Annotated in this window: 15 protein-coding genes; 8 read left to right on the forward strand and 7 right to left on the reverse strand. The window is 50.8% G+C overall.

Going from position 1 to position 15,810, the window contains the following annotated elements; genetic code table 11:
• Positions 1 to 2 precede the first annotated feature (2 nt).
• Together ACYVEA_RS12210 and ACYVEA_RS12215 are read left to right on the forward strand one after the other, a co-directional pair.
• Positions 3 to 1,853, forward strand: a complete 1,851-nt coding sequence (locus ACYVEA_RS12210) for an STN and carboxypeptidase regulatory-like domain-containing protein (protein ID WP_461113700.1) — start codon at positions 3 to 5, stop codon at positions 1,851 to 1,853.
• Between the two features lie 235 nt (positions 1,854 to 2,088).
• The gene (locus tag ACYVEA_RS12215) at positions 2,089 to 2,826 is read left to right on the forward strand and encodes a head GIN domain-containing protein (RefSeq protein ID WP_461113701.1); all 738 of its coding nucleotides are present in this window, start codon (positions 2,089 to 2,091) and stop codon (positions 2,824 to 2,826) included.
• A gap of 97 nt (positions 2,827 to 2,923) precedes the next feature.
• On the opposite strand, the gene ACYVEA_RS12220 is transcribed toward ACYVEA_RS12215, so the two are convergent.
• The 4 genes from ACYVEA_RS12220 to ACYVEA_RS12235 form a co-directional block, all read right to left on the reverse strand.
• A complete protein-coding gene (locus ACYVEA_RS12220) occupies positions 2,924 to 3,970 on the reverse strand; it encodes an MlaD family protein (RefSeq protein ID WP_461113702.1) in 1,047 nt (348 codons plus the stop codon).
• Positions 3,971 to 4,109: 139 nt separating this feature from the next.
• Positions 4,110 to 4,868 carry an ABC transporter ATP-binding protein gene (locus tag ACYVEA_RS12225; RefSeq protein WP_461113703.1) on the reverse strand — a complete coding sequence of 253 codons (759 nt, stop codon included), beginning with the start codon at positions 4,866 to 4,868 and terminating at the stop codon, positions 4,110 to 4,112.
• Between the two features lie 123 nt (positions 4,869 to 4,991).
• Entirely contained in the window at positions 4,992 to 5,807 is an 816-nt protein-coding gene (locus tag ACYVEA_RS12230; RefSeq protein WP_461113704.1) for an MlaE family ABC transporter permease, read from the reverse strand.
• Between the two features lie 191 nt (positions 5,808 to 5,998).
• Positions 5,999 to 6,853, reverse strand: coding sequence for a lytic transglycosylase domain-containing protein (locus ACYVEA_RS12235; protein WP_461113705.1), 855 nt, complete (start codon positions 6,851 to 6,853; stop codon positions 5,999 to 6,001).
• 390 nt (positions 6,854 to 7,243) lie between these two features.
• On the opposite strand from ACYVEA_RS12235, the gene ACYVEA_RS12240 reads away from it, so the two are divergent.
• The 3 genes from ACYVEA_RS12240 (at position 7,244) to ACYVEA_RS12250 (ending at position 9,667) form a co-directional block, all read left to right on the forward strand.
• Positions 7,244 to 8,095 carry a CvfB family protein gene (locus ACYVEA_RS12240; RefSeq protein WP_461113706.1) on the forward strand — a complete coding sequence of 284 codons (852 nt, stop codon included), beginning with the start codon at positions 7,244 to 7,246 and terminating at the stop codon, positions 8,093 to 8,095.
• 216 nt (positions 8,096 to 8,311) lie between these two features.
• Positions 8,312 to 9,370 (forward strand): alpha-hydroxy acid oxidase, encoded by a 1,059-nt coding sequence (locus ACYVEA_RS12245; RefSeq protein ID WP_461113707.1) that lies wholly within the window; start codon positions 8,312 to 8,314, stop codon positions 9,368 to 9,370.
• 18 nt (positions 9,371 to 9,388) lie between these two features.
• Positions 9,389 to 9,667 carry an Rdx family protein gene (locus ACYVEA_RS12250; RefSeq protein ID WP_461113708.1) on the forward strand — a complete coding sequence of 93 codons (279 nt, stop codon included), beginning with the start codon at positions 9,389 to 9,391 and terminating at the stop codon, positions 9,665 to 9,667.
• Positions 9,668 to 9,678: 11 nt separating this feature from the next.
• Here the strand turns inward: ACYVEA_RS12250 and ACYVEA_RS12255 are convergent, their stop codons facing one another.
• Positions 9,679 to 10,341 carry an outer membrane beta-barrel protein gene (locus ACYVEA_RS12255; protein ID WP_461113709.1) on the reverse strand — a complete coding sequence of 221 codons (663 nt, stop codon included), beginning with the start codon at positions 10,339 to 10,341 and terminating at the stop codon, positions 9,679 to 9,681.
• A gap of 117 nt (positions 10,342 to 10,458) precedes the next feature.
• On the opposite strand from ACYVEA_RS12255, the gene ACYVEA_RS12260 reads away from it, so the two are divergent.
• From ACYVEA_RS12260 to ACYVEA_RS12270, 3 genes are all read left to right on the forward strand, one after another.
• Positions 10,459 to 12,165, forward strand: coding sequence for an IlvD/Edd family dehydratase (locus tag ACYVEA_RS12260; protein WP_461113710.1), 1,707 nt, complete (start codon positions 10,459 to 10,461; stop codon positions 12,163 to 12,165).
• A gap of 70 nt (positions 12,166 to 12,235) precedes the next feature.
• Complete coding sequence (locus tag ACYVEA_RS12265; protein WP_461113711.1) at positions 12,236 to 13,594, forward strand: PQQ-dependent sugar dehydrogenase; 1,359 nt, start codon at positions 12,236 to 12,238, stop codon at positions 13,592 to 13,594.
• 29 nt (positions 13,595 to 13,623) lie between these two features.
• Entirely contained in the window at positions 13,624 to 14,391 is a 768-nt protein-coding gene (locus ACYVEA_RS12270) for an SDR family NAD(P)-dependent oxidoreductase (RefSeq protein WP_461113712.1), read from the forward strand.
• Between the two features lie 16 nt (positions 14,392 to 14,407).
• On the opposite strand, the gene ACYVEA_RS12275 is transcribed toward ACYVEA_RS12270, so the two are convergent.
• On the reverse strand, positions 14,408 to 14,848 hold the full coding sequence (locus tag ACYVEA_RS12275) for a carboxymuconolactone decarboxylase family protein (RefSeq protein ID WP_461113713.1): 441 nt from the start codon (positions 14,846 to 14,848) through the stop codon (positions 14,408 to 14,410).
• A 373-nt stretch (positions 14,849 to 15,221) separates the two neighbouring features.
• Positions 15,222 to 15,794 (reverse strand): Crp/Fnr family transcriptional regulator, encoded by a 573-nt coding sequence (locus tag ACYVEA_RS12280; RefSeq protein WP_461113714.1) that lies wholly within the window; start codon positions 15,792 to 15,794, stop codon positions 15,222 to 15,224.
• Between the last annotated feature and the right edge of the window lie 16 nt (positions 15,795 to 15,810).

The following is a 15,810-nucleotide window of genomic DNA, read 5'->3' on the forward strand; positions in this document are numbered from 1 at the left end:
TCATGCGTTATTTAATTAATCTGGTTTTCGTCTTCACAACCGGTCAACTGCTGGCTCAGCCAACACCTCCGCTCGACCGGTTGATTTCAGTCGATATCCGTAATGAGAAAGTCGAAAATGCGCTACGTCAAATCAGTAACGCTGGCCGGTTCGACTTTTCATATAGCACAACGATCCTGGAGGGCAACGCGCTCATAACGATCCGACTGGTCAATGTGCCTGTTCGCGACGTATTGAATCGGGTATTTCAGCATCGGGTGACGTTCAAATCGCGGGGGAATCACGTCATTCTGCTACGTGCCGAACTACCCGAAACAGCACCTAAAAACTTCCTGCTCGATGGCTATATTCTGGATGAGCAGACAGGGGAACGTATCGCTCAGGCCAGCATTTTCGAGAAAACAACGCTGGCGTCTACCGTCAGCAATCCATTTGGATACTATCGGCTTCGGCTCCCGACGAACCTGCCATCGGTTCGTTTAGACGTTCGCAAGCGGGATTATCTGGGCGAGACGGTTATTATTCGGTCCCGGCTTCCTCATTCGTTGAGCATCCGGATGACGCCCCAACCGCTCAATACGTCGACTGTAAAAGCACTGCCACCCATTCGCGTCACGGAGGATACGCTTCAACCGGTGGGAGGACTGGCTACGGTTGCCGTCGAAATGCCCGTTCTCCCTGCCGATTCCACCCCCCAGCAACGACCCGTATCGATTCTTGACAAGGGGCGGGATGGCATCACGCGCTTGTTTGTGTCAGCGCAGCAGGCAATTCACGATGTGAACCTCAACCGGGATACGCTCTACCGCGATTGGCAGGTGTCGTTTTTGCCGTTTATGGGCACCAACCTTCGCCTGAGCGGACGAATCAGTAATCGCATTTCGGTGAATGCACTGGTCGGTTATTCATTTGGTGTACGGGCGTTTGAAATCGGCGGGTTGATGAACCTCGTTCGGGCCGATGTGCAGGGCCTACAGGCGGGCGGCTTGGCGAACATCGTTGGCGGGAGGGTCCATGGCGTACAGGTGGGTGGACTAATCAATCACGTGAATCAGCGCGTGCAGGGTGTGCAGGTTGGTGGGTTGATCAATACCGTTGGACAGTCACTTGACGGGGTACAAATCGCTGGCCTGGTCAACTATACGAATCAGGATGTGGACGGGGTACAGTTAGGCGGTCTCATCAATACGGCGGGGCAGTCCGTTACAGGTGCCCAGTTAGCGGGGCTGGTCAACTACGCGCAGCGGGATGTGAAAGGCTGGCAGATCAGTGGTATCCTTAACCGGGCTAAACACGTATCAGGTGGTCATCAGATTGGCCTGATCAACATCGCCGATTCGGCCGGAAATGTGCCCATCGGCTTGATCAGTTATGTAAGAAAGGGTGGTTTTCAACGCTTCGAAGTCGGCGCTGATGAAGTTAATCTGCTTAACGTGACGGTACGTACCGGTGTACGCCAATTCTACAATATCCTGACAGCGGGCTATAGTTTTGAGCGTGAAGGCAGCCCAGACCTAAGCGCGGGCTATGGACTGGGAACAGCCTTTGTGCTGTCGCCAAAAACACTGTTTACGCTGGAGGGAACGTATCACCATCTGTTTAATTTCGATAAGCCATTCACAGAGGAGTGGAACAGTCAGATTCGGCTGAGTACACTGCTTGAAACCAAACTCAGTCGGCATCTGGCGTTGGCCTTCGGACCATCTGTCAACTGGTACTTCAGCAACGACGACACTACCCGGCCACTCCTTCAACCCGAGATTCCGCTCTTTTCTGATCGTACAGATTCCTTTAGCAACAATCGCCACTGGGGCTGGATTGGCTTTCATATCGGCCTGCGTTACGGGAATTAGTAAGGATACCTTTTCTTTGGATGCTACTATTATGACGATTTTACCCCTAAATCCCCTAAAGGGGACTTTGTCTGCTGGTGAGCAAAGTCCCCTTTAGGGGATTTAGGGGTAAAATCGGGTTAGGCTATCATATAGCAGTGATGTTTCCACGAGAAACTAAGCTCAAAAAAATCGTTCTTTCAATAGGGGTACTTGCCAATATGGTTGTCATGACTGGGAAACAACGTACACAGACATGAACACAACCAAAATTACGCAACGAAAATCTACTCTTTTTTACACGGTTACCCTTCTTATCTTATTGCTCAACCTGGCGGGATGCTCATTGAAGCGGGAGGATGTAGGACCGTATCAGGGTGATCAGCAAACCTACGCTTTCACTGACTTCGACCGGATCGACATGGGCAGTGCTTTCATTATAACAGTACAACAGGGCACTACGTATGGGGTTACAGTTGAAGGCGACCGACGAAATCTGGCCGACCTTCAGGTATATACGCGTAACGGAACGCTCATGGCGCAATACCGGATTGCCCGGCGTCGGGAGTATAAAACTTCCTTCACGATCACCATGCCGATCTTACGTGGTGTTGATTTTTCGGGAGCTAGCCGGTCTACCATAACCGGGTTTTCGAACCTGAGTACGCTGGACATTACGTTGTCGGGCGCTTCCGAAAGTCAATTTACCGGGCAGGCTACACGAACGAATGTGAAACTGTCGGGCGCGTCCGTATTACGTCTAAGTGGACAGGGAACTGCCTTGTCGGCTGATTTATCGGGGGAGTCACTTTTACAGGCTTTCGGTTATCCGGTTGATAATGTGGGTCTTGACGCTTCAGGGGCTAGCAACGCGAATGTCAACGTAGCTTCTACGCTGGTTGTTAATGCCAGTGGCGCCAGTAACATCCGTTATCGGGGTAAACCTACTGTGCAGCAGCGGGTAAGCGGAGCCAGTACGGTGCAGAATGACTGATAAAAAAAACGCCGGGTTAAAACCCGGCGCAATGCAATGGAGATAATAAACTGCACTAGGTTTTAATCTGGTGAGAATGAAAAAATACTTTTATGTGCTACGGTTTTGCAGCTGCGATACTGTCCGCTGTTGCCTTCGCGGCTGCCTTGTTTTGTTTCTTGAAGAAACCACGTAGCAGAAAATTACTTTGCGCTGCTTTTAAATCCTGATTGAGCAACGCACTACCCTGACTCAGGTTACTGAGTGTCGTACGTAAATTTTTGGCGGTTTCCTGATCGGTAAGTAACACGCCCAGCGGACTATTCGTGTTATTGAGTTTCTCGGATGCCTTATTGAGATTCTCGGAGGTTTTGGTGAGCGTTTCAGACGCTTTGTTCATGTTGCCAACGGTCTGACTCGCCGAACTGGCTGTATTTTCGAGCTGGGCCGCCGAACGGCTCAATCGCCGGAAAACCGTCGTATCGGTGACTAACTCGTTGGCTAACGTGCCTTTGGTGTTTAATCTGGCGGCAAACTGCGACACGGAACCCGTTATTTTGGTGGTGTTTTCCGAGGCACGTTCCAGGTTCTTCATCGCCTTTTTAAAATTTTCGGCCACCATCGAATCGGTCAGTACAGCGCCCACCGTGCCTTTTCCGCGTTTGAGGTTGCCAACCAACTCTTTAAAGTCGTTGGTAACACGTAGCAAATTGTTGTTGTTCTCCTGGAGCGTTGCCATGATCTGATCTGAACTCAAAGCTTCTGACGTCTTAAGCCGGTCGCCATCATCCACTTCGGGATGACTGGTGGTGCCGCCTGCAATCACAACGATTTTGTTTCCAATCAACCCGTCGGAGCCAATGCTGGCGCTGGCATCTTTTCGAATATATTGTTGCGAACTCTGTTCAACGCTTAAGTCTACTTCTACCTGCGCATTGCCAAAGAAACTGATGCGCTTTACGGTGCCAATTTTAACACCTGAAAACCAGACATTATTTCCCGCTTTAAGCCCTCCGACATCCTTAAAAACGGCGATAAGCTTGATGCTTTTAGTGAAGCGCTTCTGCTGACCACCCAGCACAAATACCCCGGCTACGAAAATCAGAATGCCCGCCAGCACAAAAATGCCGACGATAACGGAGCGTCTAGTTGATTCGGTACTCATAAGTTAGTCAATAGTCAGGAGTCGTTAGTTGATACGGGGCCGCCCGTGCGGTTGTTGTCTGGCTAGTTAATATTCGTAAGCAGTTATCATCTGTGACACCGCTATCGACTCTTGACTAACTACTGACAACTTATTCTGTTTAATTCACGAATTTGTAATTATAAAATTGTTTGATACGCTCGTCGGGATCAGCGAAGACTTCATCGAACGTGCCAACCCGCTCGAACTTACCGTCAAGCAGCATGGCTACACGATCGCCGGTGGTTTTGGCACAGGTTAGATCGTGGGTAATGACAATCGACGTTGCCCCTAATCGTTCACGCACATCATTGATCAGATTATTAATTTCAATACTGGTAATCGGGTCCAGGCCAGCCGTTGGTTCGTCATAGAGCATGATCTCTGGTTTCAGAATCAGCGTCCGGGCAATACCAATACGTTTTCGTTGACCACCCGATAGTTCAGATGGCATCTGGTTGATTGTCTGCGACAACCCAACGTCGGCCAGCGCTTTTTCAACAGCCTTGTTGATGTCGTCGCGGCTCAGATTCCGAACGTTCCGGACCAGCGGGAACTCCAGATTCTCCCGAATGCTCATGCTATCGTACAGGGCACTGCTTTGAAATGAGAATCCAACTTTCTGTCGAAACTCATCCAGCTCCTTACCCTGCAATTTCTCAACATCCTCCCCCAGGATAATGACCCGTCCGGCATCTGGTTTGAGCAGACCAACCATTATTTTTATCAACACTGACTTGCCTGTGCCCGACCTGCCAAGAACGGCCACGTTTTCGCCCCGTTTTACTTCCAGGTCAACGCCCCGTAGTACGTGCAAATCACCAAAGGATTTTTTAAGTCCCTGGATGCTGATAACTGTTTCTGTTTTCTCGTCTGCCATAGTTAAAGAGTGAAACCGGGCCGCCGGTGCGGAGTGAATAAGCGAACGAGTGGCTGGCGCATCAATTTTCGCTCATTCACTGGAACGCCAGCCCGGTCCTTCGTTCTTTCATTCAGTATAGTGTCAACTTCCCCGGATTGCGCCGACAATCTGGAGGGAGAGTAATTCTTCGATAAACACAAGGAACATTGCCGTTACCACAGATGAGTTGGCCGCCTTTCCAACGCCTTCGGTGCCTTTCGATGAATGGTAGCCTTTGTAGCAGCCAACCATGCCGATGGTGAAACCAAACACGATTGATTTAAGGATGGATGCAAAAATATCCAGGTACGTAATGGCACCAAAGACTTCCTGTATGTAAGACGTAAAACTGGTCTGCTCATTCTGACTGACGTTAATGTAGGCCCCAATCAAGGCTACAAAAATGGTGTACATCGTCAATAAGGGGATGGTGATCGACGTAGCAATTACCCGGCTGACAACCAGAAACTTGAACGGGTCGGTGCCGGATACTTCCATGGCGTCGATCTGCTCCGTTACGTTCATCGAGCCTAATTCGGCCCCGATGCTCGACCCCACTTTTCCCGCGGCAATCAGGGCTGTCACAAGCGGTCCCAGCGCCCGCACAATAGCGATAGCAATCAGCGAGGGTAGCCAGGAAGTAGCCCCAAAGTCAGCCAGCGACGGGCGCGACTGGTTCGTGAAGACAATACCCGTAATGAAGCCCGTTGTAGAAATCAGCAGCAGCGACCGGAAACCGACCTCGTAACATTGCCTCACAATTTCTTTGAATTCATAGGGAGGCAGAAAGGCTTCCCGAAAGAAGCGACCGATAAAAGAGGCCACATCGGCCAGCGCCAGGAAAAATCGGTCAACCCCTCGGGTAACGATGGGTCTGCCAGAGGCCTCGTTTGTAGGTTTAGTCGCGTCAGATTGCATTCAACTACTGGAAAGAGTGCCGATCGGTTAGTCAGCTGTACCCTATTAACTGATTTGTGAGGCTGGGGTTTTAATTTGACAAAAGTAGCCTAATCTAAATAGCTTTTGACACCCGTAATTGTTGATAAACCGGAAAACAAATAGCCGGGCTGGGGGCACCCTCGTCCGGCTATTTGTTTTGGTAAGCTTAACTAAGCCACCCTGTACCAAGGATTCGCTGGCCAGAGCCGGAATGCCGTTTGCTCGGCGGGAGCCGGCAATAGAAACGATGAATAATCATCCGGGCGCGACATTACTTCTTTGTAAAGCAGCACGCGATAGAGATAATAACGGGTTTCGCGGGGTAAACGCATGCTGTAGTAGTCGCGATGGTCTTGCCGTTTAAGCTGATTTTTCATGTACCCCGGTCCGGCATTGTAAGCTGCTGCAACTAATGACCACGAACCCAACTGGTTGTATAAGGTCCGGATGTAGCGACAGGCGGCTTCGGTGGCTTTTTGAACATTGAATCGTTCGTCCGTGCGTTTACTCACTTTCAGGCCAAGCGCCCGGGCTGTGCCGGGCATCAGTTGCCAGTAACCAGCCGCTCCAGCCCGCGAAACGGCTTTCGGACGCAGGGCACTTTCGGCCAGGGGTACGTAGCGAAAATCGTCGGGGATGTCGTATTTATCCAGAATGGGATCAATGATCGGGAAAAAGGCTTCGGCCCGCTGACGAAGGTTGCCGAGGTCGCTGATGTGGGGGCGGAACAGCGTAAAAACGTGCTTCCAGCGGTCAACTACGTCGGTCTGATCGAGCGGCAGGCATTCGCCACAGAAATCAACATCGAGCAACGGAAGGTCGGGCGCATGGGCGGCCAGGGGCATCATCGCGTGCGTTACCTGGGAGACTGTTGCATCGGCCTGAATCGCGCCAGACTGAGGTAGTTCAGGACGAACCACTACGTTGATTCTGGCTGGAGTACGATTGAAAATTGAGGATGCGCTGAGGAGCGGAGAGGCAGTAAACTTAGCGGCAACTGCGACGGCCGGACGTACGGCGGCCATCAATAATGAAATTCCAACACACTTTAACAAAACTCATTTTGGATGGTACTGGGTTTAAAACGACTAACGTGCGTGAATTAGTGCCTTGATAATCAATGTTATATATAAAAACCCTTCAAATGACAACTGACGTATAAACCTATCTGGCAGCAAACAAACTGACACTCACAGCCTTACTGAAACAAACTGTTTTTTATGTATACGAGGCTGAAAGTACCAAAAAAAGCATCGGGTAGGTAAGCCGGATTGTTTCTCTTTTCTGGCGTTGCCGGTCAGCAACGTCGTATGCCAAAGCGGGTGGTACGGCTAAAAATTCATAACTTTCGGCCAGGCGGCTAGCTCCGGCCGGTCCGCTGTTGCGGTGCCGTTCGCGGAAGCTTTTGGTACTTTATGATTGACATCGGACGAATCAATACCCTTACAGCCCTTCGCGAAACCAGCGTTGGCTTCTTTCTCGGCGACTTATCGGATCGCAAAACCCAGGATTTTGGCAACGACATTTTGTTGCCCAACAAATACGTCCCCGATACACTCGCCATCGACGATGACATTGACGTATTCGTCTATACCGACTCCGAAGATCGGCCCATTGCCACTACATTAACGCCCGCCATCCAGCGCGATGAGTTTGCTGCCCTAAAAGTTGTTGCCGTTTCCAGTGCCGGTGCGTTTCTGGACTGGGGCCTGGAGAAGGACCTGCTCGTGCCACATCGTGAACAGAGCCGCCCAATGCAGGTTGGGGAGTGGTACGTCGTATTTATGTATCTGGACAAGAGCACCAACCGGTTGGTGGGATCGACCAAGATCAGTCGCTTTCTTGACCCCGATGTGCACGATCTGGTTATGGGCGATGAGGTGCAACTACTGGCCTACGAACCCACCGATCTGGGTGTAAACGTGATCATCAATAACCGCTACAAAGGCCTGGTGTATGCCAACGAAATTTTCCGGACGGTACGTCCCGGCGACCCGCTGATCGGCTACATCAAGAACATTCGCGACGATGGTCTTATTGACGTGAGTTTACAAAAAGCTGGTTTCGAGAATGTCGAACCGAACGCCCGGCGCATTCTGGCGACGCTAAAATCAGAAAATGGGTTCCTACCCCTGACGGATAACAGCCCGCCCGAAGAAATCTATAAGGCGCTGGAGATGAGTAAGAAGACGTTCAAGAAAGCCATTGGTACGTTATACCGCGAGCGAAAGATTGTGCTGGAAGAAAAGGGCATCCGGCTAGTGTGACATTCAGGTGTTTGTTTAGAGTCGTTATCTGACATAATTAGCAAAGTTAAATAGCAGAAGCTGTCCGAGAATCCCTAAATCCCCTGAAGGGGACTTTGTCTAATCACGAGCAAAGTCCCCTTCAGGGGATTTAGGGGTTCTCGGATCGGTTAAAAAATTAGATAATCTATTATAATGACAGCTAACCGTACTGGTGCTGGAAGACCCTAAATCAGGATGAGTAAAGGCGATTTACTGGCGGGTGATCAGGGCGATTTATCGGGAATACTAAACCTGTTTGACCTTGAAAAAATGGCCGAGCGCAACATGACAAAAATGGCCTATGAGTACGTAGCCAGTGGAGCCGCTGATGAATGGACGCTCCGCTGGAACCGGGAAGCACTGGACGCCATAAAACTCAAGCCAACCGTGCTCACCGATGTCAGCCAGCTCGATACCCGCGTCACGCTGTTTGGCTACGACCTGCCGTATCCCATTCTTATTGCGCCAACCGCTTATCACAAACTCATGCACCCCGAAGGTGAACTGGCCACGGCGCGTGGCGCAGGGGCCGCTTCGGCTGTTTATGTGGTCAGTTCATTTACGACAACCCCACTCAGGGAAATAGCGGAAGTAGCTACGCAACCCCTCTGGTTCCAGCTTTACGTTCGGGATGACCGCGAGTTTACCAGAGACATTGTTCAGGAAGCCGAGGCACACGGCTATGGCGTCCTGTGCGTTACCGTCGACACCACCGTAGTGGGTGTCCGCAATCGGCAGCAACGGGCTAATTTTACGTTGCCGGATGACGTGCAGACACCGCACATGCCCGGCTCATTACTCGAACAAAAGCCCCTCACCTGGAAAGACATCGAGTGGTTGCAATCGTTCGCAAAAACGCCGGTGTTACTGAAAGGGATCTTGAATCCCGACGATGCCGAAAAAGCCCTACAGGCTGGCGTATCGGGTATTATAGTTTCTAATCACGGCGGTCGAAATTTAGATACTGTTCCCGCTACCATCGAAGCCCTGCCCCGCATTGCCGAAAAAATAAACCGGCGAATGCCCATACTGATGGATGGTGGCATACGACGGGGCACCGACGTAGTGAAAGCCATTGCGTTAGGCGCTGATGCCGTACTGGTAGGCAAACCCGTGTGTTTCGGCCTCGCATCCGCCGGGGCAGAAGGCGTAGCGAAAGTGATGGAAATTCTCAGAAATGAACTCGAACTGACGATGGCCCTGACGGGTAGAGCTACCCTTGCCAGCATAGACCGCTCGGTCATCTGGCAATGATTTTCTTAAACCAAATCCATGAAACCCACAATCACGATTGAATACTGCCCGAAGTGCGGCTGGCTGCTACGGTCGGCCTGGATGGCGCAGGAAGTGCTTATTACGTTCACCGACGATGTTCATGGGGTACTGCTTCATCCGTCTGAATTCAGTGGCCGTTTTTTGGTTAAAGTTGATGATCAAGTCATCTTCGACCGAAAAGTGGCGGGGCGATTTCCCGACATAAAAGAGTTGAAGCAACTCGTTCGGGACGTAGTGAATCCTGAAAAAGATCTCGGTCACTCCGATAAGAAATAGCGAGAACTACGTCAGAATGAGTACATCAATTGAAGTTGCCCGTTCACCTGATACGCTACGTAGCGTTCGTAGTCGCCTGCTGGTTTGAAGCGCCAGATCAACATAGGTTGCGCGGTTAATGACAGATGGGTATTGAGCGTATACGCAACGCCCGCGCCGACTACGGCCTGAAACGTGGTTTTTTTATTGAAGGTTATTTTCAGATCGCCCTGACCCGTATTGGATTGATCCCGATAGATAGTTGACTGAGGAAAGTTGGCCAGGGTACCGGCTGAAAAATACGGCGATAAGCGCTTGCGGCCTGGCCGGTAGTTTACGAAAAGAGGCACTTGAATTGTCTGTGCAATAATTCGCGTAGGTAAGGGAGTTGAGTTAAACGGATTTGTGCCATTCATGCTTAATCGGTTATACCAAAAGCCCGTTGACATCGACCAGTCAGGTGTAAATGAATAGTGCGCTGACACACCAAGTACATGTCCATAGGTTGTCGACCGGCTATCAATTGTAGTCGATGTCAGTTGTCCATTTTGATCAGGCAAAAAAACAGTTGACATCATACTGGCATGATTAACCACGGGACCGCCCGTTATAGACAGTGCGAATCGGCTTTGTGCGGAAGCCAGCGTCGCGGTTATCAGCAATAGGATAAGTGCCTGATAAACATTCGTTTTCATGACGTAATACGTTAAGGGTAGGGTAAATGATAAACTTAAAAGGCGGAAAATAGATTGGCCAGAAGTAAAAATTTAATCTTCTTTGCCTTTACTGACTACTGCTAATCTGCTTACAAAATGCCATTACGCTCCCGAGAATGGTTTGGCCGCACCGGAAAAGACGGCTTTATTTATCGCGCCTGGATGAAAAATCAGGGGTTTCCACACCATGAATTCGAAGGGAAGCCCGTTATCGGCATCTGCAACACCTGGTCGGAACTGACGCCCTGCAATGCACACTTCCGCGAACTGGCCGAAGCCATCAAACGCGGAGTTTGGGAAGCGGGTGGTTTCCCACTGGAATTTCCGGTTATGTCGCTGGGAGAATGCCAGATCAAGCCTACGGCGATGCTGTTCCGCAATCTGGCGAGCATGGACGTGGAGGAAAGTATCCGGGGCAATTCGATTGACGGCGTCATTCTGATGTGCGGCTGCGACAAAACCACGCCCTCGCTCGTAATGGGGGCCTGTAGCGTCGACATTCCAACGATGGTGGTGTCGGGCGGGCCGATGCTGGCGGGCCGTTTTCAGGGTCGTAAAGTCGGGACAAGCGACCTCTGGCGATTTGCCGAAGCCTTCAAGATGGGCGAAATGAGCCAGTCGGAGTTTGTGGCGGCTGAAGCCGGGATGGCGCGCTCGCAGGGCCACTGCGCCGTGATGGGAACAGCCTCAACGATGGCCGCGATGGTCGAATCGCTGGGATTGGCGTTGCCGGATAATGCCACGATCCCGGCGGCTGATTCGCGCCGTAAAGTGCTGGCTCACATGACGGGTGTTCGGATGGTTGAGCTGGTTCGGGAGAATATGACACCGTCCAAAATTCTGACGCGTCAGGCGTTCGAGAATGCCATAATGGTCAATGCCGCGCTGGGTGGTTCTACCAATTTTATCCTTCATTTGACCGCTATTGCCGGTCGCGTGGGTATTGATTTGTCACTGGACGATTTCGATACGTTGTCGGCGAAGATTCCGCTGCTGGCGAACCTGCAACCCTCCGGCGAGCATTTTGTGGAAGATTTATTTTACGCGGGCGGACTGCCTGCTATCATCCGCGAACTTCGTGGCGTACTGAACAATGATGCGATGACGGTCAATGGGCGGACCATTGGAGAGAACTGCGCTGAAGCTCAATGTTATGATCCTGCCGTTATTGCCTCCGTTGAACAGCCGTTCAAGCCTGAGTCAGGCATTGCGGTGCTACGTGGCAATCTTTGCCCGCATGGAGCCGTGCTGAAGCCATCGGCCGCGTCGCCCGCGCTGATGCAGCACACAGGCCGGGCAGTCGTGTTCGAAAACATCGACGACTATAAAGCCCGCATCGACGACCCCAATCTGGACGTTGATCCAACCTGCGTGCTGGTATTGAAAAATGTTGGACCCAAAGGCTATCCGGGAATGCCCGAAGTGGGTAATATGCAACTGCCCGCCAAGATTCTGGCGATGGGGGTGCATGACATGGTTCGCATTTCGGATGGGCGTATGAGTGGTACGGGCTTTGGTACGGTCGTTCTGCACGTATCCCCCGAGTCGGCTGTTGGCGGCAACCTGGCGCTGGTGCAGAATGGCGACCTGATTACGCTCGACGTACACAACCGGAGCCTGCATCTGCACGTATCGGATGAAGAACTGGCCACGCGCATTGTGAGCTTCAAACCGATTGATCTGGGCTACTCGCGGGGCTATGTGAATCTGTACATCCGGCACGTAACGCAAGCCCACGAAGGGGCCGATTTCGACTTTCTACGGGGTAGTTCGGGGAGCGAAGTAAAGCGGGATTCGCACTGATAAGCAGTGTTTTAACGTATTTTTAATGCGTATGTTTGTGGATAGACTTTCAGCTCCATTGACTGTATCTATGCCACTACGTTATCTTCTTGTGCTTTTGCTAAGTACCAGGTTATTGGCCCAAACGCCTAGGCTACAATTGTCTTTAGTGGCTAGTGGCCTAACCCGACCGAGCGATGTGGTCGTGCTTAGCCCCACTGAATTTCTGGTTTCTCAAACGGATGGCAAAATTCAGCTGGTTCGAAACGGGGTAGTGCAAGCTACTCCGTTTTTAGATATTAGCGATAAAATTCGCGATCCAACCTGGGAAGGTATTTTCGGGATTGCGCTGCACCCCGACTACGCCAGCAACGGCTATATCTATGTCCATTACTCCAATAGTATTATGACATCGGTTTTTGCCCGATATACGCGAAAAGCTTCGAATCCAGACCAGGCAGACCCAGCTTCGGAACTCGTATTCCTGACGATTCCGTATCCCAATGGTGGGCATCGCTCCGGAAAGATGGGCTTTGGTCCCGACGGTTATTTTTATTTAACAACCGGCGATTCATCATCCGGTTCCCGTGGTCCCGTCAGCAATCCTGATTCGCTGGCGCAGAAACTAGCGCAGAATTTGCAGGATTTACACGGGAAAATGCTGCGTATTGATGTGAACAGTGGGAATCCGTATGTCATTCCCGCAACAAATCCGTATGCAAATGCTACAGACGGCACTCGACCTGAGATCTATGCATTGGGTCTGCGTAACCCCTGGCGGTGGAGTTTTGATCGGCAAACCGGTGATTTATGGTTAGGTGATATAGGTCAGGATGGGTGGGAAGAGCTAAATTTCACGGCGCCCAACACACCAGCGCCCCAGAATTATGGATGGCCCTGTTTAGAAGGAAGTCATCCGTACGCGTTGAGTTGTCCACCGAATGGAACGTATCATATGCCCCTGTTGGACTATCCCGGCTATACTAACAATGGCGGGCAATCGGTATCCATAACCGGTGGATTTGTCTATCGGGGCTCTACGTATCCCAGTCTGAAAGGTTGGTATGTGTACGGTGACTATGCGACGGGCACCTACTGGACGCTGAAGCGAAATGCGAATGGAACGTATCAGACCATCCAGCAGGCAACATCGGTTATTGGGTCAAGTCCTGTCTCCTTCGCCGAAGGTGCCGAGGGAGAATTGTATGTGCTCTCGCTGGCTGACGGTAAGCTTTATCAGCTTGTCGCTGAAGTTATAGTTATTACCAGTGTTCAGGATGGGAGTTGGTCCAGTCCGGCTACGTGGAATTGCAACTGTCTGCCTACGGCAAATGACGACGTAATCATTTCGAATGGCCATACCATATCGGTAAGTCAACCGGTTCAGGCTAAATCAGTAACGATGAAAGGAAAACTTCAATTTACCAATACCGGCACCGTATCATTTTGATGCGGGAAAAGCACGATTTTAACGCAAGTATGAATTCAGTATTCACCAACCAGACAGTCCTCATTACCGGTGCCGGAATCGGGATTGGCTTTGCCATTGCCAACGCGTTAGTTCGGCAGGGAGCCAATGTCCTTCTCAATGATTATGACGAAGAATTAGCGAAAAAAGCGGCTGAAACCATCCGGCAGGAGGGAGCAGGGCGCTGCGAAGCCTGCCCCGGCGATGCCTCCGACGTAGCGTTTGTTGAACAGATGGTCGAAACGGCGGTCAGTACGTTCGGATCGCTGGACATTGCCATTGCCAACGCGGGCATCACAATTTTTGGGGATATTTTCACGACTACACCCGATGCCTTTCAGACCATTGTAAATCTCAACCTTCGGGGTAGTTTTTTTCTGGCGCAGGCTGCCGCTAAGCAAATGCGGAAACAGGGGCGAGGTGGGAGTGTCCTGTTTATGTCGTCGGTCGTGGGGCATCAGGCGCATCCGGGTTTACCAGTTTACAGCATGACCAAGGCGGGTCTGGAGATGCTGGCCAAGCAATTAGTCATTGATTTTTCCCCCCTCGGCATCACCGTCAATGCTATTGCGCCCGGTGCTACGTTAACTGAGCGCACTTTAGATGATCCGTCGTATGTGCCAATCTGGTCGCGTATTACGCCAATGGGCCGCCCGGCTACGGTCGAAGACATCGCCAATGCGGCCCTGTTTCTAATCTCTCCCGCTTCACGTCACATCACCGGTCAGAGTTTGGTGGTCGATGGTGGCTGGACGAGTATTAGTCCCCCGCCGGTGTAGCTGGCGCGGGTTGGAACTAGCCCAGCGCAGGGCTCATGCCTGTTGCGATACCAATTCGGTTCCAGGCATTTATCGAAATGATGGCCATGAGTACCTGAGCCAGGTATTTATCGCCCAGAAGGGTTGCGGCTTGCTGATACGTTTCCTGGGCTACGTGGTGATTGATTAGCGTTACCTCTTCGGTCAATGCCAGAATCGCCCGCTCTTCTTCGGTGAAAAAAGGCGTTTCCCGCCAGGCAGACAGCCCATAGATACGTTGTTCGGTTTCGCCATGATGGCGTGCTTCTTTCGTATGCATATCAATGCAAAACGCACAGCCGTTGATCTGCGAAGCGCGAATTTTGAGTAAATCTACGTGCGTGGGAGTCAGACTTGTTGTGCTCAAATACTTGTCGAACGTCAGCATGGCTTTGTATGCATCCGGTTCAATTTCTCTAAGAATAATTCGCTTTTCCATGATAACCGTGTGATTTGTTTCTGCAAAGTTAGAGCTTGGTTTTCCGGAAAAACTTAATCTAGAACAAGAAACGAACTCAGGTAAACGACAAAATCGCTCTCCACAGAGCGGTCCGCCGTTGCGGTACAGAGAACAATAAAATTTACGTGAATGCAGGATTAGGTTCAATCATAGATTGGCCAATTTGGCCCGTAGGGCCTATACAGCGCAGCGTCGGTAGGAAGTATGGAGCGGAGATGGATTTGTGTGCCGTCAGGTACACCACGGTTATGTACCTGACGGCACACAAGACCGAGAGAAACTCATTTTTCCTACCGACGCTACGCTGTGAAGGCCCTAATGGGCCATTTTCAATCCCGTATTTACGTTAAAATTAAGATTTCTTCGCTCTGATTTTGCTTAGAAATTCGGGCGTAAAGCCCAGGTAGGAGGCAAGCATGTATTGCGGCACACGCTGAACAAAGTCAGGAAAGGAGCTACTGAACTGATGATACAGGGCTTCACCCGATAGGTTGAACATATATTGTATCCGCATTAATGAAGCCGAATACGCTCGTTGTAAGATCATCCTGAAGTATCGCTCTAACTGGGGAATTTGTCGGAACAACTCGTCCTGAATTTGTCTGTCGAGTATGACGATTTCGGATGGTTCGACCGCTTGTATATGAAACGTAGAGGGTCTTTGTGAATCGAGGCTTAGGTAATCCGTAATCCACCAATTATCAATGCCAAACTGGATGATTTGCTCATGGCCACTTTCGGTAATTAAGTACATTCGAAAACAGCCGCGGATGACAAAATAATTGGCCGTGCAGACCTGACCGCTTTCCAGAAGGAAACTCTTTTTAGTAACCGTTTTGTGCCGCAGGTGCGACGAAAGTAGTGTTTCTTCGTCGCTGCTTAGCGGCACAAATCTCCGGATGTGATCGAATAGGGCTGCATACATTTGTCTAAAAACGCAG

The sequence above is a fragment of the Spirosoma jeollabukense genome, assembly GCF_054777855.1.

What these genes read in the sequence shown, in the direction of transcription:
- ACYVEA_RS12230 (WP_461113704.1), bottom strand. Translation starts at nt 5,807, where the DNA reads ATGCAATCTGACGCGACTAAACCTACAAACGAGGCCTCTGGCAGACCC.
- ACYVEA_RS12260 (WP_461113710.1), top strand. Translation starts at nt 10,459, where the DNA reads ATGCCATTACGCTCCCGAGAATGGTTTGGCCGCACCGGAAAAGACGGC.
- ACYVEA_RS12265 (WP_461113711.1), top strand. Translation starts at nt 12,236, where the DNA reads ATGCCACTACGTTATCTTCTTGTGCTTTTGCTAAGTACCAGGTTATTG.
- ACYVEA_RS12220 (WP_461113702.1), bottom strand. Translation starts at nt 3,970, where the DNA reads ATGAGTACCGAATCAACTAGACGCTCCGTTATCGTCGGCATTTTTGTG.
- ACYVEA_RS12225 (WP_461113703.1), bottom strand. Translation starts at nt 4,868, where the DNA reads ATGGCAGACGAGAAAACAGAAACAGTTATCAGCATCCAGGGACTTAAA.
- ACYVEA_RS12210 (WP_461113700.1), top strand. Translation starts at nt 3, where the DNA reads ATGCGTTATTTAATTAATCTGGTTTTCGTCTTCACAACCGGTCAACTG.
- ACYVEA_RS12245 (WP_461113707.1), top strand. Translation starts at nt 8,312, where the DNA reads ATGAGTAAAGGCGATTTACTGGCGGGTGATCAGGGCGATTTATCGGGA.
- ACYVEA_RS12275 (WP_461113713.1), bottom strand. Translation starts at nt 14,848, where the DNA reads ATGGAAAAGCGAATTATTCTTAGAGAAATTGAACCGGATGCATACAAA.
- ACYVEA_RS12215 (WP_461113701.1), top strand. Translation starts at nt 2,089, where the DNA reads ATGAACACAACCAAAATTACGCAACGAAAATCTACTCTTTTTTACACG.
- ACYVEA_RS12250 (WP_461113708.1), top strand. Translation starts at nt 9,389, where the DNA reads ATGAAACCCACAATCACGATTGAATACTGCCCGAAGTGCGGCTGGCTG.
- ACYVEA_RS12235 (WP_461113705.1), bottom strand. Translation starts at nt 6,853, where the DNA reads ATGGCCGCCGTACGTCCGGCCGTCGCAGTTGCCGCTAAGTTTACTGCC.
- ACYVEA_RS12280 (WP_461113714.1), bottom strand. Translation starts at nt 15,794, where the DNA reads ATGTATGCAGCCCTATTCGATCACATCCGGAGATTTGTGCCGCTAAGC.
- ACYVEA_RS12255 (WP_461113709.1), bottom strand. Translation starts at nt 10,341, where the DNA reads ATGAAAACGAATGTTTATCAGGCACTTATCCTATTGCTGATAACCGCG.
- ACYVEA_RS12270 (WP_461113712.1), top strand. Translation starts at nt 13,624, where the DNA reads ATGAATTCAGTATTCACCAACCAGACAGTCCTCATTACCGGTGCCGGA.
- ACYVEA_RS12240 (WP_461113706.1), top strand. Translation starts at nt 7,244, where the DNA reads ATGATTGACATCGGACGAATCAATACCCTTACAGCCCTTCGCGAAACC.